Genomic DNA, 16,782 nt, shown 5'->3' with positions numbered 1-16,782 from the left:
GTGCTCAGTCGGCGAGCTCTTCGAGCCCGCGCCAGATCTCCGCGGTGACCCGGACCGCCCGGTCCGTGTCTCCGTCCGCGCAGGCCTCGATCAGCCGTTCGTGCAGTCCCGCCGAACGGCAGCTGCCGCCCTCGCCGAAGCGCCGGCGTTCCAGGCGGCGGATCAGGGGGGTGTAGCGGGCGATGGTCGCGGCGGCGGCGCGGTTGCCGCTCACCCGGACCAGCACGTCGTGCAGCTCGTCGTCGGCGCGTACGGCCCCGTGCACGTCACCGGATTCCACGGCCGCGGCGAAGCGTTCGTTGGCGGCCCGCATGGCCGTGATGCCGTCGGCGGCCAGCCGGGGCACGGCGACCCGGGTCACCAGTTCGTGCATGGCGCCGACCACCGCGGCGGCGTCCCGCACATCGGCCGCGACCAGCGGTGTCACCCGCGTGTAGCTCTGCGGTTTGCTCTCCAGCAGCCCCTCGTCCACGAGTCGCGAGAACGCCTCCCGCACCGGCGCCCGCGACAGCCCGAGCCGCTCGGCGAGCTCGGCGTCCCGCACCACCGCACCGGGCTCCAGCTCACCGGCGACGATGGCGTCCCTGATCGACTCATAGGCACGGTCCCTGAGCAGGGTGCGGCGCACCGGCCGGATGGTCTCCATGAACTGAAATGTTAGATGTCAGTTGCCCGGCAGGGAAAGGCCCCGGTCCGCACTCACCATGCGGACCGGGGTCCTCGGGATTCCCCCTGGCTCCTCACGCGACCCACGGCCAGTCGGCGTCACGCCCCGCCTCCAGCAGCGGGACCATGCGGAACGCCGCGTCCGACAGGCCGCCGAAGGTGTGCCGGTTCGCCGTGCCCGACGGGCCGTGGCCCGCCCGGTGGCCGGCGAGGTTCCAGGTGTAGACCGGCACATCGGAGGGGACCTGCGAGGTCGGGTCGCCGTGGCGGCTGTAGGAGTACTGCTCGTCGGTGACGATCAGCACCCGGTCGTGCTTCCGGTAGTACCGGCGCACAGCCTCGGTGGTGTCGGTGCCGCCCAGGTCGCCGAAGCGGTCCAGGATCTTCAGCACCGACTCCCCCTTGCGGAACCGCACCGGCCGGCTGCCGGTGCCGAACTCGACCAGGTCCGCCTGCTCCGCCCGCAGCGCGATCGCCGTGCCGAAGACCGCCGCGGCGTCCGCGCGGGTCAGCTCGGAACGGTCGGACATGCGCGAGTAGAACATCGAGCCGGAGCGGTCGACGAGCACCAGCGTGCGTCCCGGCAGCGCGGGCACATTGGCCAGCGAGTGGCCGAGCGCCTGCTCCAGCGGGTACGACCAGCGCAGCGACGGCGCGTGCTGGTACGCGGCCAGGTACCGGAAGGGGAACTGCCGCGACCGCCGCACCTCGTCCGGGTCGCTGATCCGGGCGGCGACCTGCGCGGCGACCTCGTCCGAGACGCCCGCCTCGTCGAAGTTCCGCAGGTTGCGCACCAGCGCCATGGCGCCCATGGACGGGATGACGGCCTCCCAGGCCGCCCGGTCCATCGGCCCCTGCAGCCAGCCGGCCAGCGCCTCCCAGGTCATGCCGGCCGCCGCGAGCCGCTCGGCACCGCCCGGAGCGGTGACCACCGCACGCCGCTCCGCGACGGGCAGGGCCATCAGCTCGCGGTGCGCGCCGAGCACGGGAACGGACGCGGGCGGCTCCGCGGTGTCCGGATGGAACCGGCGGTCCAGGGCGTACCGGAACAGCTCGCCCTGCCACGGCTTGTCCGGGTCGGGGGCGGCGTGCACCAGGTTGAGGATGTCGCCGAAGCGGTAGCCCTTGGAGGGGGTGTCGTACTTCAGCAGCGCCTTGCCGGTGTAGAGCCGCCGCACGGCGTCGGCGATGCCGCGCTTGACGGGCTTGGGGATGCTGCGGCCGTACCGGAAGGTCCAGTACGCGAGCAGCTCTCCGGGCTCGTCGGGCCGGCGCAGCACCGAGGCGATCACCTGACGGCCCGTGGGACCGCCGGTGGCACCGGCCTCGAGGCGGGCCTTGACGTACTCGGCGGCGCCCACCACGGAGGCGGTGCGCAGGTTGCCCTCGCCGCGCAGCCAGCCGAGCAGGCCGGCGGTCCACTCGGGGTCGGTGACGGCGAGCTCGCGGACCAGCCCGGTGAACCGGTCGTCCCGGTCGGTGCCGGTCTCGTAGAAGGTCTGCTCGCTCACGAAGTGGGACACGGCGAGCAGGAACAGCTCGGAGCGGGCGTCCCGCTCGTGGCCCCGGCCGCCCTCGTAGGTGCGCAGTACGCGCCCGGTGGACGTCACCCGGGAGGTGGGACGCGCCGTGGCCGCCCTGGTGTTGAATCGCGCCATGCTGAATTCCCCCGAATTCCTGGTTCATTCCGGGGAGGCGCGGCAGGAGGAAGGTGCCCGAGAAGGGGAGTCGGCGACGGGAAATTGCCGGACGCGTCTTCCGCTTCCGCCACACCGGAACTCGGTCCGGTGACGGGATTCGAACCCGTACCCCTTTCGGGATCCGGTCCTGAAGTACCCGTTGCCTGCGCACCGGGCACTCACCTCGTGCCGCGCCTCCCGAGATCAGTTCGGCGGCGGCCTGGAATCCATGGGAAAGGAAGGAGCCGCAGCCATCGCACCGGGAGGTGCGTGACGTTCAGGTGTCCAGAGATCGAGTTCGGCGGAACCGACGTGGTGCTCTTCCTCTGAGCTACACCGGCATCGCGTGCCGATGGCGGGACTCGAACCCGCGACCTCCCCATTTCGAGTGGAAGTAGGTCCTGCCTTCGCACCTGGACGCGTATCACTCTAGAAGTGAACTCCCGCCACCGGCGACCGAATTAATTCCCCGTCGCCTCGGCCACTTCCACAGCCCGGCGGCAAACGATGCCGGACCCGGGATCAACCGGCCCGCTGCGACCGCGCCTTGAACGCGGCCTTGCGGGCCTCCTTCGCCACCTTCTTGTCCGGGTGCAGCCGCCCCATCGCCTCCAGCACGTCCGCCGTGGCCGGGTGGTCCACCCGCCAGGCCGTGGCGAAGAAGCCGCTGTGCTGCCGGGCCAGCCCCTCCACCAGAGCCTGCAGCTCCTCGGAGTTGCCCTCGGCGGCGAGCTGGGCGGCCAGGGTGTCGATGGTCAGCCAGAAGATCATCGCCTCGGTGGGCGGTGGCACGTCGCTCGCGCCCTGCTCGGTCAGCCAGACCCGGGCGAGGCCGCCGAGCTCGGCGTCGTCCAGCACTTCCCGCAGCGCGGGCTCCGCGGAGCCGCCGACCAGCGACAGCGCCTGCTGGCAGCGCAGCCGCCTGAGCGGCGCGCCCTCGTCCGAGCCGCGGGCGGCGGCCAGCAACTCCCGTGCCGCGGCGAGTGGTTGACGGCGGGCCAGCCACTGCTGGGTCTCCGCGTGGGCGGCCGCCGGCGGGAACGCGGCGGTGCCGTCGAGCAGCACGTCCGCGCCCTTGTCGGCGAGGTCCCCGACGGCCGGGGCGTCGAAGCCGGCCTCCTGCAGCCGGGCGCGCAGCCCGTACAGGCCGAGCGGGGTCAGCCGCACCAGGCCGTAGCGGGAGATGTCGGTGTCGTCGACAGGCTCGTCCTCGGCCTCGCCGAGCAGCGACTCGTCGACGGGCTGGTACTGCACCAGTCCCACGGGCTCCAGCAGCCGGAACTGCTCGTCCAGCCGCATCATGGCGTCGGAGACCTGCTCCAGCACGTCGTTGGTGGGTTCCGTCATGTCGTCCGGCACGATCACGGACGCGGCCAGCGCGGGCAGCGGCACCGGCGCGGGCGACGGTGCCGGGTCGCCGGCGGTCATCAAGTACAGGTTGCCGAGGATCCCGTCGAGGAACGCCGCCTCGGCCTCGGGATCCCAGTCGAGCGCGTCCAGGTCGAGCGTCCCGGACCCGTCGCCGCCGGCGATGGCGTCGACCAGTCCGCCCAGGTCGGGGGTGCCGGCATCGGCGATCACCGCCTCCAGGGCCGAACGCCACACGCCCAGCACGTCCTGCGGGGATCCCCCGGTGAGCAGCGCCAGGTCGTCGCCCGCCCGGACGGTGCCCTCCTCCTCGTCGACGACCTCGACCAGCCCGGCGTCCACGGCGATCCGCCATGCCTCACTGGCCTCGGCGTCGGCGTCCTCACCGCTCAGCCCCAGCGCCTCGGCCGCGGCGGGCAGCTGCTCGTCGACCAGTCCGCCTCCGGCGTCGACGCGGGCCTCTGGCCCGGCCCAGCGGGCGAGCCGTGCGGCGCGGGAGAGCAGCGGCGTGGAGAGCGCATCGCGCGCCAGCTCCGCTTCGGGGTGCAGTAGCACCGGCGGCAAGGTGGAGCTGTCTGACATCGGCTGGTTCTCCTAAGGCGCCTTCTGAGACTCAGTCGCCAGCCTAGACGGATTTCCACCCATGCCGCCCACTTCATCTCCTCATCGGTGACGGCGCATGGCCGAAACCTTGACAAGTGCCCTGACCTGGCTGGACATTGACGCGCGTAGAAGTTGACGGACCGCCCGATTTCTACGCGCGTCACCACCCTCGTCCCGGCGCTCCACACATCCCCCGGAGGGATCCACGTTGCCGAGCAAGTCGTCCTCCCGTCTGGCCGCGCTCACCGTCGCAGCGGTGTGCACCGCGGCGCCCCTCGCCCTGCCGGCCCCGGCGCACGCCGACTCCGTGCGCATCCATGACCTGCAGGGCACCACCCGCATATCCCCCTACGCGGGTCAGCAGGTCACCGGCGTGACCGGAATCGTCACCGGCGTCCGCACCTACGGCTCCTCCCGCGGCTTCTGGATCCAGGACCCGGACCCGGACGCCGACCCGGCCACCAGCGAGGGCATCTTCGTCTTCACCAGCTCCACCCCCAAGGGTGTCGCCGTCGGCGACGCCGTGACGGTCTCCGGCACGGTCACCGAGTACGTGCCGGGCGGCACCGCCTCCGGGAACCAGTCCGTCACCGAGATCACCCGGCCCGCCTTCACGGTCACCTCCTCCGGCAACCCGCTCCCGGCGCCCACGGTGATCGACGCCCGCAGCGTCCCCTCCGCCTACACCGCCAACGGCTCGCTCAACGCCCTCCCCCTCCGCCCAGGCACCTACGCCCTGGACCACTACGAGTCCCTGGAGGGCATGAACGTCCAGGTCCGCGACACCCGCGTGGTCGGCGCGACCGACCCGTACACCGAGCTGTGGGTCACGGTGAAGCCCTGGGAGCACCGCAACCGCCGGGGCGGCACGGTCTACGGCTCCTACGACTCCCAGAACACCGGCCGCGTGCAGATCCAGTCCCTGGGCCCCGCCGCCGACTTCCCGGACGCGAACGTCGGCGACCGCCTGACCGGCCCCACCACCGGCCCCCTGGACTTCAACCAGTACGGCGGCTACACCCTGGTCGCGCGCGAGCTGGGCACCCTGGAGTCCCGCGGCCTGCAGCGCGAGACCACCCGCAGGCAGTCCAAGCACGAACTGGCCGTCGCCACCTACAACGTCGAGAACCTCGACCCGGGCGACAGCACCTTCGCCGCTCACGCCGACGCGATCGTGAACAACCTGCGCTCGCCCGACATCGTGTCCCTGGAGGAGATCCAGGACAACAACGGCTCCACCGACGACGGCACCGTGGCGGCCGACCAGACCCTCACCAGGCTCGTCGACGCCATCGAGGCGGCCGGCGGCCCCCGTTACGAGTGGCGCGCGATCGACCCCGCCGACAAGGCCGACGGCGGCGAGCCCGGCGGCAACATCCGCCAGGCCTTCCTCTTCAACCCCGAGCGCGTCTCCTTCGTGGACCGCCCCGGCGGCGACGCCACCACGCCCGTCGGTGTCACCAAGGTCCGCGGCAAGGCCGCCCTCACCCACTCCCCCGGCCGCGTCGACCCCACCTCCGCGGCCTTCACCGACAGCCGCAAGCCCCTCGCCGGCGAGTTCACCTTCCGGGGCCGCACGGTCATCGTGATCGCCAACCACTTCTCCTCGAAGGGCGGCGACCAGAGCCTCACCAGCCACAACCAGCCGCCGGCCCGCTCCTCGGAGACCCAGCGCCACCTCCAGGCCAAGGCGGTCCACGACTTCACCGCGAAGATCCTCAAGACCCAGAAGAACGCGAACGTCATCGCCCTGGGCGACATCAACGACTTTGAATTCTCCGAGACGACCAGAATCCTCGAAGGAGAGAACACGCTCTGGTCGGCGATCAAGTCCCTTCCCAGGAGCGAGCGTTACTCCTACGTCTACCAGGGCAACAGCCAGGTCCTCGACCAGATCCTGATCAGCCCGTCCATCCGCAGCTTCTCCTACGACAGCGTGCACATCAACGCCGAGTTCCACGACCAGATCAGCGACCACGACCCGCAGATCCTGCGCTTCCGCCCGTAGCAGGGCGCACCCGCCCGCGGCGGGCAGGGGACGGGGCGGTGGTGTCCGCCCGCAGCGGCTGGCGCGTCCACACCACCGCTTCTCGAGCGGCCGATTCCGCGCCAGAGCCAGGACGGACACCACGGCCCCGGCCCCGGCTCACCCACCCACCGTGGGCGCTACGCGCACCCCACCGGACCCGCGGTTGCGCCGCAGGCATCTTCACGCGCACCCCCACCGGGCCGCACCGGACCGAACTGCACCGGCCGACCTGAACTGCACCAGCCGACCCGAACTGCACCGGCCCAAATCCCCAAAGGGCACCTACCGATGCCGCGCATACCACCGATGCGCATACGACTGCTGGTGCCCCCCATGCCGCCGCATCACAACCCCCGCCGCCACAACCGCCCCCGCCGCAACCCCGGCGATCATCACCGGCTTGGACGCCTGCGACGCACTGCTCCGCAGCTGCACCCCCATCGCCCCGGCCTTGTCCCGCCAGTCCTCAGCCCGGGCCTTGGCCCGCCCCTTGACGTCCAGCTTCCCGGCCAGCTCCTCCACCGTGTCACCGAGGTCGTGCCGCGTCTGCTCGATCTCCCGCCGCAGCTCGTCCGGCCCCTTGGCCCCCCGCCCGGCCCCAGCGTCCCGAGTCGTCATCGGTGTGCCCTTCCCTTGATCTCCTCGACATCGGCCTTCACGCTGTCCATCGCCCGCTGCGGCTTCGGCGGCGTGGCCCGCCGCAACTGCCCACGCCCGGCCATGGCCAGCACGCCCGCGATCACGAACAGCAGCGCGGTGACGATCAGCGCCGCCGCCCACACCGGCACGACCAGCGACAGCGCCGCCGCCCCCGTACCGGCCGCCGCGAGCAGCCCCGCGTAGGCGAACGCACCCGCCGCTCCCAGCATCCCGCCACCCATACCGGCACGGCGGCCCTTGTCGGCCAGTTCCGCCTTGGCGAGGGCGACTTCCTGCCGTACCAGCTTCGAGAGCTGCTCGGCAGCCTGCGTCACGAGCTCACCCACGTTGTGCTCGTCGCGCACCGGCCGTTGGTCGATGGTCCCGGTCACGGTGGCCTCCTCTCGGTCGGGAGCACCCCGAGTACCCCCACCGGCCCACCATTACTCCCGGCTACCCCCGCCCCACCCGCAGGCACGACCCGGCACCGCCCGGCACCGCACCCGCGGTACCGCCCACCCACCACCCCCAACAATCACTTGCCAATACCCTCAATAAAACATAAGTAGACCTTCACGGTGCCGCCGCCCGACACTACCCCCATGACCGCGATCCCCACCTCGTCCGCCCCCCGCGTCCTCTGCGAGACCCAGCACCCGTCCGGCGATGTGACGTGCCCGAGTCTGACCGGCGCACGGTACGAGCTCAAAACCTCTACGGCTCGCTCGAGCCCCACTGTCTCCTGACCGGTTCGCCGCGTGAGCCCAAGACGGCGTCGACAGATCCTGGCAAGCGGCTCTGAACCCAAGGCCTCGTCCCAGACGATGCCAACGCCACCGCCGCGCAAGGCGGCACTGGCCAAGGCCGCCACATCCGAGCCGTCCCGGAGGAGGTCGGCTATCTGGTCCTGCTCCATGTCGACTCCGGGACGACACTGATGGCTGACATCCGATCCTGACATCAACGGTCCCGCACGTCAGCGCTCGCGCCCGAGACCAGCCAGCCCGGCCAGGACCGAGCACGTCGGGACGGGGCCCGAGGCCGTTCTGGATCACGAGCGCCCTCCCGGGCCGTCCGCGGACCTGGAAGGGCGCTCGAAGCTCCCGTCGGGGGAAACCCGGCGGTGAACGTCAGTTGTGGCTGTGCAGGACCTCGTTCAGGCCGCCCCAGACCGCGTTGTTCGGCCGGGCCTCCACCGTGCCGGTGACCGAGTTGCGGCGGAAGAGGATGTTGGAGGCGCCGGAGAGTTCGCGGGCCTTGACGATCTGGCCGTCGGGCAGGGTGACCCGGGTGCCGGCGGTGACGTAGAGGCCCGCCTCGATGACGCACTCGTCGCCCAGGGCGATGCCGACGCCCGCCTCGGCGCCGACCAGGCAGCGCTCGCCGATGGAGATGATGACGTTGCCGCCGCCGGACAGCGTGCCCATGGTGGAGGCGCCGCCGCCGATGTCGGAGCCGTCGCCCACGACGACACCGGCCGAGATGCGGCCCTCGACCATCGACGTGCCGAGCGTGCCGGCGTTGAAGTTGACGAAGCCCTCGTGCATCACGGTGGTGCCCTCGGCGAGGTGCGCGCCGAGGCGGACGCGGTCGGCGTCGGCGATGCGCACGCCCTTGGGGACCACGTAGTCCGTCATGCGCGGGAACTTGTCGATCGAGGTCACCTGGAGGTGCAGGCCCTCGGCGCGGGCGTTGAGGCGCACCTTCTCGATGTCGTCCACCGGGACCGGGCCCAGCGAGGTCCACGCGACGTTGGCGAGGTGGGCGAAGATGCCGTCCAGGTTCTGGCCGTGCGGCTTGACCAGGCGGTGGGACAGCAGGTGCAGGCGCAGGTAGACGTCGTGGGCGTCGACCGGCTTCTCGTCGAGTGAGGAGATGACCGTGCGGACCGCCACGACCTCGACGCCGCGCCGGGCGTCCGGGCCGATCGCCGCCGTGGCGCCGCCGCCGAGCAGTTCCGCGGCACGCTCGGCGGAGAGCCGCTCGGTGCCGGAGGGGCCGGGCTCGGCGACCAGCTCGGGCGCGGGGAACCAGGTGTCGAGAACGGTGCCGTCGGCGGCGATGGTGGCGAGGCCGGCGGCCACTGCGCCGGTGGTGCTCTGAGCAGTCGTTTCGGTCATGAGGGCAACCTAACGTGACCCCGCCCGCAGGGGCGAACCCGTACGCCTATGTCTCACGTGCCGGGCGGTTCGTCCCGACGGCCGGATGCGGCCTTCAGGGACCTGGCATCGGCGCAGCCCTCTCCCCCGCACCCCGCTTCCACCGCCCGGCCCACAGCACCGCACCCCCGGCCGCCGCGCCCAGCCCCGCACACACCGGCCACAGCAGCCCCGGTGCCGTCTCGTACAGGGCTCCGCCGAGCGGTGCGGCGAGGACGACGCCGCTGATGGACACCCCGGCGTACAGGGACTGGAAGCGGCCCTGGACATGATCCGGTGCCTGGTCGGCGACGTAGGCGGTGGCGGGTGTCTTGTACAGCAGTTCGCCGAGGGTCAGCAGGGTCATCATCGCGACGGCGGTGGCGATGTGGGCGCCGGGCAGCAGCGCGCCGTACCCGGCCGCGACGAGCAGGAGCCCGGTGCCCACGATGGGCAGGGGGGCGCGGCGGCGCAGAGCGAGCGCCGCGGGGAGCTCCAGGCACAGCAGCACCGCGCCGTTGATCGCGAGCAGCGCGCCATAGACACCGACGTCGAGCCCGTGACCGGCGAGGAAGACCGGGAAGGTGGAGTACTGCTGCCGGTAGACGACGTCCGTGACGAGGATCGCGGAGAGCAGCACCAGCACTGCCGGGCGGGCCCGTAGTACCGGCCAGAGGCGAACGTCCTCGCCGGCACTGCCGCGCCCTCCGCCCGCCGTGGCCGTGCCCGTGGTCAGGGCCTGGGCGTCAACCGGCACCATCCGGGCGATCCAGCAGGCGAAGGCGAGGGAGCCGACGCCTTCGGCGACGTAGAGCCAGTCGTACGACAGCCGGGTGGCGACGAGGGCGGCCAGCACCGGGGCGATGGTGAAGCCGCCGTTGCTCGCGGCGCGCACCACGGCGTAGGCCTGCCGCCGGGCGCCCTCGGGGACGACGGTGGCGACGAGCGCGGAGGTGGTGGCGCGCTGCACCCCCGCGGCGTACTGGGCGAGGGGCAGGGCCGCACAGAGCGCGGGGGTGGGCAGCAGGGGCACGGCGGCCAGCAGGCCGCCGCCGGTCGTGGCGGCGGCGAGCAACACGCGCCGGTGTCCGCATTTGTCCCCGTACCAGCCGCCGGTGAAGTTGCCGGCGACCAGTCCGGCTCCCCCGATGCCGCTGAGCAGGCCCGCCGCTCCGGTGCCGAGCCCGCGCGGCCCGGTCAGGTAGAGGAAGAGGTAGGCGAAGCTCACGCTCACGACCATGTTGACGAAATGGCCCGCGGCCAGCAGCCATACCGTGCGCGGTACGTCCCTCAGCCCACCCACCTGAATCCCCCTGCACCCCGAGTGAGTTCCTTTTGGGAACGGACTATGTCAGCAGCCTCGGGTCAACGGCCGACACCGGCCGCCGAGCCGAGGGAGGAACGCGCTCATGGCCCGCAGAACGAGCCTGGGGGACGACGACTGCGCCATCGCACAGGCCCTGGACGTGGTCGGCGACTGGTGGACGCTGCTGATCGTGCGGGACACCGCCCGCGGGGTGCACCGTTTCGACCAGCTCCAGCGCGAACTGGGCCTGTCGCGCAAGGTGTTGACGGAGCGGCTGCGGCTGCTCGTGGAGGCGGAGGTGCTCACGCGCGTGCCCTATCAGGACCGTCCCGTACGTCATGAGTACCGGCTCACCCCGCGGGGCCGCGCCCTGCTGCCGGTACTGGTCGCCCTGCAGGACTGGGGCGACACCTGGGTGCTCGGCGACGGCGACACCACCGCCACGGCGGCGGAGGCGTCGGCGGAGGCGCGCCGGGTGCACAACCTGCTCGGCACCCGTGTCCCCGAGCTGCACCTGACGGACGACGAGGGCGCGTTGCGCGACCCGGTCGGCGCGGACACGCCCTACACCGTCCTGTACTGCTTCCCCGGCGCCTACGCCCGCCCCGAGGCGTACCCGCCCGGCTGGTCGGAGATCCCCGGCGCGCGCGGCTGCACCCTGGAGTCCTGCACCTTCCGCGACCGCCGCGCCGAGTTCGCCGGCGCCGGAGCCACCGTGCACGGGGTGTCCACGCAACGGCCCGACGAGCAGCGGGCGTTCGCCGCGAAGGAGGGGCTGGGCTTCCCGCTGCTCTCCGACGCCGGGCTTGCGTTGATCACCGCGCTGCGGCTGCCGACGTTCCGTGCGGGCGGCGTGACCCGGATCAAGCGGCTGACGCTGGTGGTGGACCGCGAGCGGGTGGTGCGGCATGTGCAGTACCCGGTCACGGACATCGCGGGGAGCGTCGCGGCGGCGCTGGAGGAGGTGCGCCGCCTCAGCTCGCCCGCTGAGCGGGCGGAATGATGCGCCGGAGCATCTCGCGGGCCCAGGCCTCGTCGTAGGGGGTGTCCGTGAGCAGGACCTGGAGGCAGATGCCGTCCATCAGGGCGACCAGGGCGCGGGCGGTCACCGGGTCGGTGCGGTGGGAGAGGAGGTCGGTGACGCCCTGGCACCACTCGGCGGCCACCGGGCGCAGGGCGGGGCGGCGCAGGGCGGCCAGGTACAGCTCGTATTCGAGTTCGACCCCCGTGCGTTCGCCCGCGAGCCATTCGCCCATCACGGCGGCGAGTCCGGCCGCCAGGTCGGTGCGCGGGTCAAGCAGGCCGGCGTGTGCGGCGACCACGTTGGCGAAGCCCTCGTTGGCCTGGCGGAGTGCGGCGACCAGCAGTTCGTCGAGGGTGGCGAAGTGGTACGTGGTGGAGCCCAGCGGGACGTCGGCCTCGGCGGCGACGCTGCGGTGGCTCAGGCCCGCGATGCCCTTCTTCCCCACGACCCGGATCGCCGCGTCGATGATCCGCTGCCGTCGCTCGGGGTCGTAGCGCCGTGCGCGGGGTGCGGCCATCAGTGCGCGCCCCCGAGATTGAGCACCACCACACCGACGATGATCAGTGCGATGCCGAGGGCCTTGGCGGTGGTGAGCCCCTCGCCCAGGAACACGATGCCGATGGTGGCGATGGCGGCGGTACCGACGCCGGCCCAGATCGCGTAGGCCGTGCCGACGGCGACCGTCCGCAGGGTCTGGGCCAGCAGGGCGAAGGAGATGACATACCCGAGGAGGGTCAGCAGTGAGGGACCGAGCCTGCTGAAACCGTCGCTGTACTTCATGGCGGTGGTCGCACCGACCTCGGCGGCGATGGCTCCGGCCAGGAGCAGATATCCCATGTGTACAAGCGTACATAACGGCGCCCGGGAAGGCAGCGGAAACGGCTCGGCAACGCAGGAGCGGCGGTACCCGTCCCAGGGGTACCGCCGCTCCTGAAGAGAACTGACCTGAAGAGAGCTGAAAAGAAGCCGAGGCGGCTCAGACGTTGAAGCCGAGCGCCCGCAGCTGCTCACGGCCGTCGTCCGTGATCTTGTCGGGGCCCCACGGCGGCATCCAGACCCAGTTGATGCGCAGGTCTTTGACCAGCCCCTCCGTGGCGGACTTGGCCTGGTCCTCGATGACATCGGTCAGCGGGCAGGCCGCCGAGGTCAGGGTCATGTCGACGGTCGCCACATTGGAGTCGTCGATGTGGATGCCGTAGATGAGGCCGAGGTTGACGACGTCGATGCCCAGCTCGGGGTCGACGACGTCCATCAGGGCCTCACGGAGTTCCTCCTCCGAGGCGGGCTTCATCTCCACGGTCTCGCTCATGCCGTAGTCCTTTCGGCGTCGGCGCCCAGCGCCTGGGCCGTCGCGTCCTTCCACGCCATCCAGCTCAGGAGGGCGCACTTGACCCGGGCGGGGTACTTGGAGACACCGGCGAACGCCACGGCGTCCTCCAGGATGTCCTCCATCGCGTCGTCGGGCTCGATCTTTCCCTTGGACTGCATCAGCTCCAGGAAGGTCTCCTGGATGCGCTGTGCCTCGGCCAGGTCCTTGCCGACCAGGAGCTCGTTCAGCACGGAGGCCGAAGCCTGGCTGATGGAACAGCCCTGGCCCTCGTACGAGACGTCGCTGATCGTCGTGCCGTCGTACTTCACCCGCAGCGTGATCTCGTCGCCGCACGTCGGGTTGACGTGGTGCACCTCGGCGTCGCCATCCCGAAGACCCCGGCCGTGCGGGTTCTTGTAATGGTCCAGGATGACGTCCTGGTACATGGAGTCCAGCTTCACGCCTCAGCCCCTCATCCGAAGAAGTTCCGTACGTGCTCCAGGCCGTCGACCAGGGCATCGACCTCGGCCGGCGAGGAGTACAGATAGAACGACGCTCGCGTGGTCGCAGGAATTCCGTAGCGGAGGCAGACCGGGCGGGCGCAGTGGTGGCCGACGCGGACCGCGATGCCCTGCTCGTCGAGGACCTGGCCCACGTCGTGCGGGTGGATGTCGCCGAGGGTGAAGGAGATCGCGGCGCCCCGGTCCTCGGCCGTGGCGGGGCCGATGATGCGCAGGTCGGGGACCTCCGCCAGGCGCTTCACCGCATACTCGGTGAGGGCCTGCTCATGGGCGAGGATCTTGTCCATGCCGATCGACGTCAGGTAGTCGATCGCGGCGCCGAGACCGACCGCCTGGGCGATCGGGGGCGTGCCCGCCTCGAACTTGTGCGGGGCGGGGGCGTAGGTCGAGGACTGCATGGAGACGGTCTCGATCATCTCGCCGCCGCCGAGGAACGGCGGCAGGTCCTCCAGCAGCTCCTGGCGGCCCCAGAGCACGCCGATGCCGGTCGGGCCGCACATCTTGTGGCCGGTGAAGGCCACGAAGTCGGCCTGCAGCGACTGCACGTCCAGCGGCATGTGCGGGGCGGCCTGGGAGGCGTCGATGCAGACCAGCGCGCCGACCTCCTGGGCGCGGCGCACGATCGCCTCGACCGGGTTGACCGTGCCCAGGATGTTGGAGACCAGCACGAAAGAGACGATCTTCGTCTTCTCGGTGATGATCTCGTCGATGTTGCTCAGGTCGAGGCGGCCGTCGTCGGTGAGGCCGAACCACTTCAGCTTCGCGCCGGTGCGCTGCGCCAGCAGCTGCCACGGCACGATGTTGGAGTGGTGCTCCATCTCCGTGATGACGATCTCGGTCTCGGAGTCCACCCGGTACGGTTCGTCGGCCCAGCCGAGCATGTTGGCCACGAGGTTGAGCGACTCGGAGGCGTTCTTGGTGAAGATCACCTCGTCGCGGCTGGGCGCGTTGATGAACGCGGCCACCTTGTCGCGCGCGCCCTCGTACAGCGCCGTGGCCTCCTCGGCGAGGACGTGCACGCCACGATGGACGTTGGCGTTGTGCTGCTCGTAGTACTCGGAGAGCACGTCGAGCACCTGGCGCGGCGTCTGCGAGGTCGCCGCGTTGTCCAGGTACACGAGCTTCTTGCCGTCGTGGACCTGGCGGTCCAGCACGGGGAAGTCCTTACGGATCGCCTCGGTGTCGAGGAGGCCCGGCAGCTGTGTCACGCGGATGCGCCACCCTTCGTGTATGCCTCGTAGCCCTCGGCCTCCAGCTTGTCGGCGAGCTCCGGGCCACCGGACTCGGCGATGCGGCCGTCGGCGAACACGTGGACCTGGTCGGGCTTGATGTAGCGCAGGATGCGCGTGTAGTGCGTGATCAGCAGGGTGCCGACCTCGCCGGTCTCGCGGACGCGGTTGACGCCCTCGGAGACGACCCTCAGCGCGTCGACGTCGAGGCCGGAGTCGGTCTCGTCGAGGATCGCGATCTTCGGCTTGAGCAGCTCGAGCTGAAGGATCTCGTGCCGCTTCTTCTCACCGCCGGAGAAGCCCTCGTTGACGTTGCGCTCGGCGAAGGAGGGGTCCATGTTGAGGCGCTCCATGGCCTCCTTGACCTCCTTCACCCAGGTGCGCAGCTTGGGGGCCTCGCCGCGGATGGCGGTGGCGGAGGTGCGCAGGAAGTTGGAGACGGAGACGCCGGGGACCTCGACCGGGTACTGCATGGCGAGGAACAGGCCGGCGCGGGCCCGCTCGTCGACGGACATCTCCAGGACGTCCTCCCCGTCGAGGGTGACGGTGCCCTGCGTGATCGTGTACTTGGGGTGACCCGCGAGGGAGTAGGCGAGGGTCGACTTGCCCGAGCCGTTGGGGCCCATGATGGCGTGCGTCTCGCCCTGCTTCACGGTGAGGTCGACGCCCTTGAGGATCTCCTTCGTGGCGTTGTCGGCCTCGACGGTGACGTGCAGGTCTCGGATTTCAAGCGTTGCCATGGGTGCCTCAGGACTCCTGGGTGAGGGAGACGAGCACGTCGTCCCCTTCGATCTTTACGGGGTATACGGGGACGGGGCGCGTCGCCGGGAGGGCGTCGGGCTTGCCGGAACGGAGGTCGAATCGCGAGCCGTGCAGCCAGCACTCGATGTGGCAGTCGTCCACCTCGCCCTCCGAGAGGGAGACGTTCGCGTGCGAGCAGATGTCGTAGATCGCGAACACCTCGCCCTCGGTGCGCACGAGGGAGACCGGCGTGCCGTCGAGTTCCACCCGCTTCGGGGTGTCCTCCTCCAGCTCGCTCAGCGCGCAGACTCGTTGGAAGGTCATGCGACCGACGCCTCCAGCTCCTCCTCGATCTTGGCGATCAGGCGCTCCTCGATGTCGGGGACGCCGATCTGCTGCACGAGCTCCGCGAAGAAGCCGCGGACCACCAGACGGCGCGCCTCGTGCTCGGGGATGCCGCGTGCCATCAGGTAGAAGAGCTGTTCGTCGTCGAAGCGGCCGGTGGCGCTGGCGTGCCCGGCGCCGACGATCTCGCCGGTCTCGATCTCCAGGTTGGGGACAGAGTCGACCCGCGCGCCGTCGGTGAGGACGAGGTTGCGGTTCATCTCGTAGGTGTCGGTGCCCTCGGCCTTGGCCTCGATGAGCACGTCACCGATCCACACCGCGTGCGCGTCGTCGCCCTGGAGCGCGCCCTTGTAGGCGACGTTCGAGCGGCAGTGCGGGGTGTTGTGGTCGACCAGCAGGCGGTGCTCCTGGTGCTGGCCGGCGTCGGTGAAGTACAGGCCGAACAGCTCGGCCTCGCCGCCGGTGCCGGCATAGCGCACCCGCGGGTGCAGGCGGACCAGGTCGCCGCCGAAGGTGACCACCACGGACTTGAAGCTGGCGTCGCGGCCGACCAGGGCGTTGTGCTGGGCGGCGTGCACGGCCTTCTCGTCCCAGTCCTGGACGGAGACGACGGTCAGCTTGGCGCCGTCGCCGAGCAGGAAGTCGGCGTTGGCGGCGAGCACCGCGTCACCGGTGTGGTCGATGACGACCACGGCCTCGGCGAAGGCGCCCAGCTCGATGACCTGGTGGCCGTAGGCGACGCCGCCCTCGCCGTGCACCGCGATGCGGATCGGCTCGGTGAGCACGGTCTCCTTGGGCACGGTCACGACCGAGGCCTGCTCGAAGGAGGAGTAGGCCTGGGCGGCGACGCGGTCCACGGGGGTGCCTGCCTTGCCGATCCGGGGGTCGTCGCGGCCGACGGTCTCGACGGTGACGCCCTCGGGGGCGTCCACGGCGACCTTGACGCCCTCGCCGGTGGCGGTGGCGGTGCCGTCGTGCAGCCCGCGCAGGCGCTCCAGCGGGGTGAACCGCCACTCCTCCTCCCGGCCGTGCGGCACGGGGAAGTCGGCCACGTCGAAGGACGGGGGCGCGCTCATGCGCGTGGCGACGGTCGACTCCGCGGCGACCGCGATCTGGCCCGCCGTGGTGGAACCCACGGGGATGTTCTGAGCCTCAGCCATGGCTGTCGTAGTGCTCGCTTTCCGT

At 71.2% G+C, this 16,782-nt stretch carries 18 protein-coding genes; 2 read left to right on the top strand and 16 right to left on the bottom strand.

The features are described from left to right. Window positions 1-4: 4 nt before the first annotated feature. From ABD207_RS14195 to ABD207_RS14185, 3 genes are all read right to left on the bottom strand, one after another. Window positions 5-646, bottom strand: a complete 642-nt coding sequence (locus tag ABD207_RS14195) for a GntR family transcriptional regulator (RefSeq protein ID WP_344013001.1) — start codon at window positions 644-646, stop codon at window positions 5-7. 94 nt (window positions 647-740) lie between these two features. Then, a complete protein-coding gene (locus ABD207_RS14190; RefSeq protein WP_344012999.1) occupies window positions 741-2,324 on the bottom strand; it encodes a TROVE domain-containing protein in 1,584 nt (527 codons plus the stop codon). A 543-nt stretch (window positions 2,325-2,867) separates the two neighbouring features. Continuing rightward, window positions 2,868-4,295, bottom strand: coding sequence for a hypothetical protein (locus ABD207_RS14185; protein WP_344012997.1), 1,428 nt, complete (start codon window positions 4,293-4,295; stop codon window positions 2,868-2,870). A 229-nt stretch (window positions 4,296-4,524) separates the two neighbouring features. Here ABD207_RS14185 and ABD207_RS14180 point away from each other — a divergent pair, with 229 nt between their 5' ends. Next, window positions 4,525-6,324 (top strand): endonuclease/exonuclease/phosphatase family protein, encoded by a 1,800-nt coding sequence (locus ABD207_RS14180; RefSeq protein ID WP_344012995.1) that lies wholly within the window; start codon window positions 4,525-4,527, stop codon window positions 6,322-6,324. A 303-nt stretch (window positions 6,325-6,627) separates the two neighbouring features. Here ABD207_RS14180 and ABD207_RS14175 read toward each other — a convergent pair whose 3' ends face one another. The 5 genes from ABD207_RS14175 to ABD207_RS14155 all read right to left on the bottom strand — a co-directional run bounded on the left by ABD207_RS14175 (window position 6,628) and on the right by ABD207_RS14155 (window position 10,425). After that, on the bottom strand, window positions 6,628-6,963 hold the full coding sequence (locus ABD207_RS14175) for a DUF3618 domain-containing protein (RefSeq protein ID WP_344012994.1): 336 nt from the start codon (window positions 6,961-6,963) through the stop codon (window positions 6,628-6,630). Then, window positions 6,960-7,376 (bottom strand): phage holin family protein, encoded by a 417-nt coding sequence (locus tag ABD207_RS14170; RefSeq protein WP_344012992.1) that lies wholly within the window; start codon window positions 7,374-7,376, stop codon window positions 6,960-6,962. Before ABD207_RS14170 ends, ABD207_RS14175 begins: the two co-directional genes overlap by 4 nt. Window positions 7,377-7,519: 143 nt before the next feature. Beyond that, complete coding sequence (locus tag ABD207_RS14165) at window positions 7,520-7,900, bottom strand: hypothetical protein (protein ID WP_344012990.1); 381 nt, start codon at window positions 7,898-7,900, stop codon at window positions 7,520-7,522. A 214-nt stretch (window positions 7,901-8,114) separates the two neighbouring features. After that, window positions 8,115-9,104: a 2,3,4,5-tetrahydropyridine-2,6-dicarboxylate N-succinyltransferase gene (dapD, locus tag ABD207_RS14160; protein ID WP_344012988.1), complete on the bottom strand. Its 990-nt coding sequence runs from the start codon at window positions 9,102-9,104 to the stop codon at window positions 8,115-8,117. A gap of 94 nt (window positions 9,105-9,198) precedes the next feature. Further along, window positions 9,199-10,425 (bottom strand): MFS transporter, encoded by a 1,227-nt coding sequence (locus tag ABD207_RS14155; RefSeq protein WP_344012986.1) that lies wholly within the window; start codon window positions 10,423-10,425, stop codon window positions 9,199-9,201. A gap of 106 nt (window positions 10,426-10,531) precedes the next feature. On the opposite strand from ABD207_RS14155, the gene ABD207_RS14150 reads away from it, so the two are divergent. Next, window positions 10,532-11,431, top strand: coding sequence for a winged helix-turn-helix transcriptional regulator (locus tag ABD207_RS14150; protein ID WP_344012985.1), 900 nt, complete (start codon window positions 10,532-10,534; stop codon window positions 11,429-11,431). Here ABD207_RS14150 and ABD207_RS14145 read toward each other — a convergent pair. From ABD207_RS14145 to sufD, 8 genes are all read right to left on the bottom strand, one after another. Beyond that, entirely contained in the window at window positions 11,403-11,969 is a 567-nt protein-coding gene (locus ABD207_RS14145; protein WP_344012983.1) for a TetR/AcrR family transcriptional regulator, read from the bottom strand. The genes ABD207_RS14150 and ABD207_RS14145 overlap by 29 nt on opposite strands. Next, on the bottom strand, window positions 11,969-12,289 hold the full coding sequence (locus ABD207_RS14140) for a DMT family transporter (RefSeq protein WP_344012981.1): 321 nt from the start codon (window positions 12,287-12,289) through the stop codon (window positions 11,969-11,971). Before ABD207_RS14140 ends, ABD207_RS14145 begins: the two co-directional genes overlap by 1 nt. Window positions 12,290-12,428: 139 nt before the next feature. Next, window positions 12,429-12,761, bottom strand: a complete 333-nt coding sequence (locus ABD207_RS14135) for a metal-sulfur cluster assembly factor (RefSeq protein WP_344012979.1) — start codon at window positions 12,759-12,761, stop codon at window positions 12,429-12,431. Then, window positions 12,758-13,222 carry a Fe-S cluster assembly sulfur transfer protein SufU gene (sufU, locus tag ABD207_RS14130; protein WP_167991422.1) on the bottom strand — a complete coding sequence of 155 codons (465 nt, stop codon included), beginning with the start codon at window positions 13,220-13,222 and terminating at the stop codon, window positions 12,758-12,760. Before sufU ends, ABD207_RS14135 begins: the two co-directional genes overlap by 4 nt. Before the next feature lie 11 nt (window positions 13,223-13,233). Then, window positions 13,234-14,490, bottom strand: coding sequence for a cysteine desulfurase (locus ABD207_RS14125; protein ID WP_344012977.1), 1,257 nt, complete (start codon window positions 14,488-14,490; stop codon window positions 13,234-13,236). Then, window positions 14,487-15,251 (bottom strand): Fe-S cluster assembly ATPase SufC, encoded by a 765-nt coding sequence (sufC, locus tag ABD207_RS14120; protein WP_344012975.1) that lies wholly within the window; start codon window positions 15,249-15,251, stop codon window positions 14,487-14,489. Before sufC ends, ABD207_RS14125 begins: the two co-directional genes overlap by 4 nt. Before the next feature lie 7 nt (window positions 15,252-15,258). Continuing rightward, window positions 15,259-15,576 carry a non-heme iron oxygenase ferredoxin subunit gene (locus ABD207_RS14115; protein ID WP_344012973.1) on the bottom strand — a complete coding sequence of 106 codons (318 nt, stop codon included), beginning with the start codon at window positions 15,574-15,576 and terminating at the stop codon, window positions 15,259-15,261. Beyond that, window positions 15,573-16,757 carry a Fe-S cluster assembly protein SufD gene (gene sufD / locus ABD207_RS14110; RefSeq protein WP_344012971.1) on the bottom strand — a complete coding sequence of 395 codons (1,185 nt, stop codon included), beginning with the start codon at window positions 16,755-16,757 and terminating at the stop codon, window positions 15,573-15,575. The genes ABD207_RS14115 and sufD overlap by 4 nt, the downstream gene beginning before the upstream one ends. Window positions 16,758-16,782: the final 25 nt, after the last annotated feature.

This window comes from Streptomyces thermospinosisporus, from assembly GCF_039526425.1.
Lineage (GTDB): Bacteria > Actinomycetota > Actinomycetes > Streptomycetales > Streptomycetaceae > Streptomyces > Streptomyces thermocarboxydovorans.
This window is presented reverse-complemented; position numbering and strand designations above follow the sequence as displayed.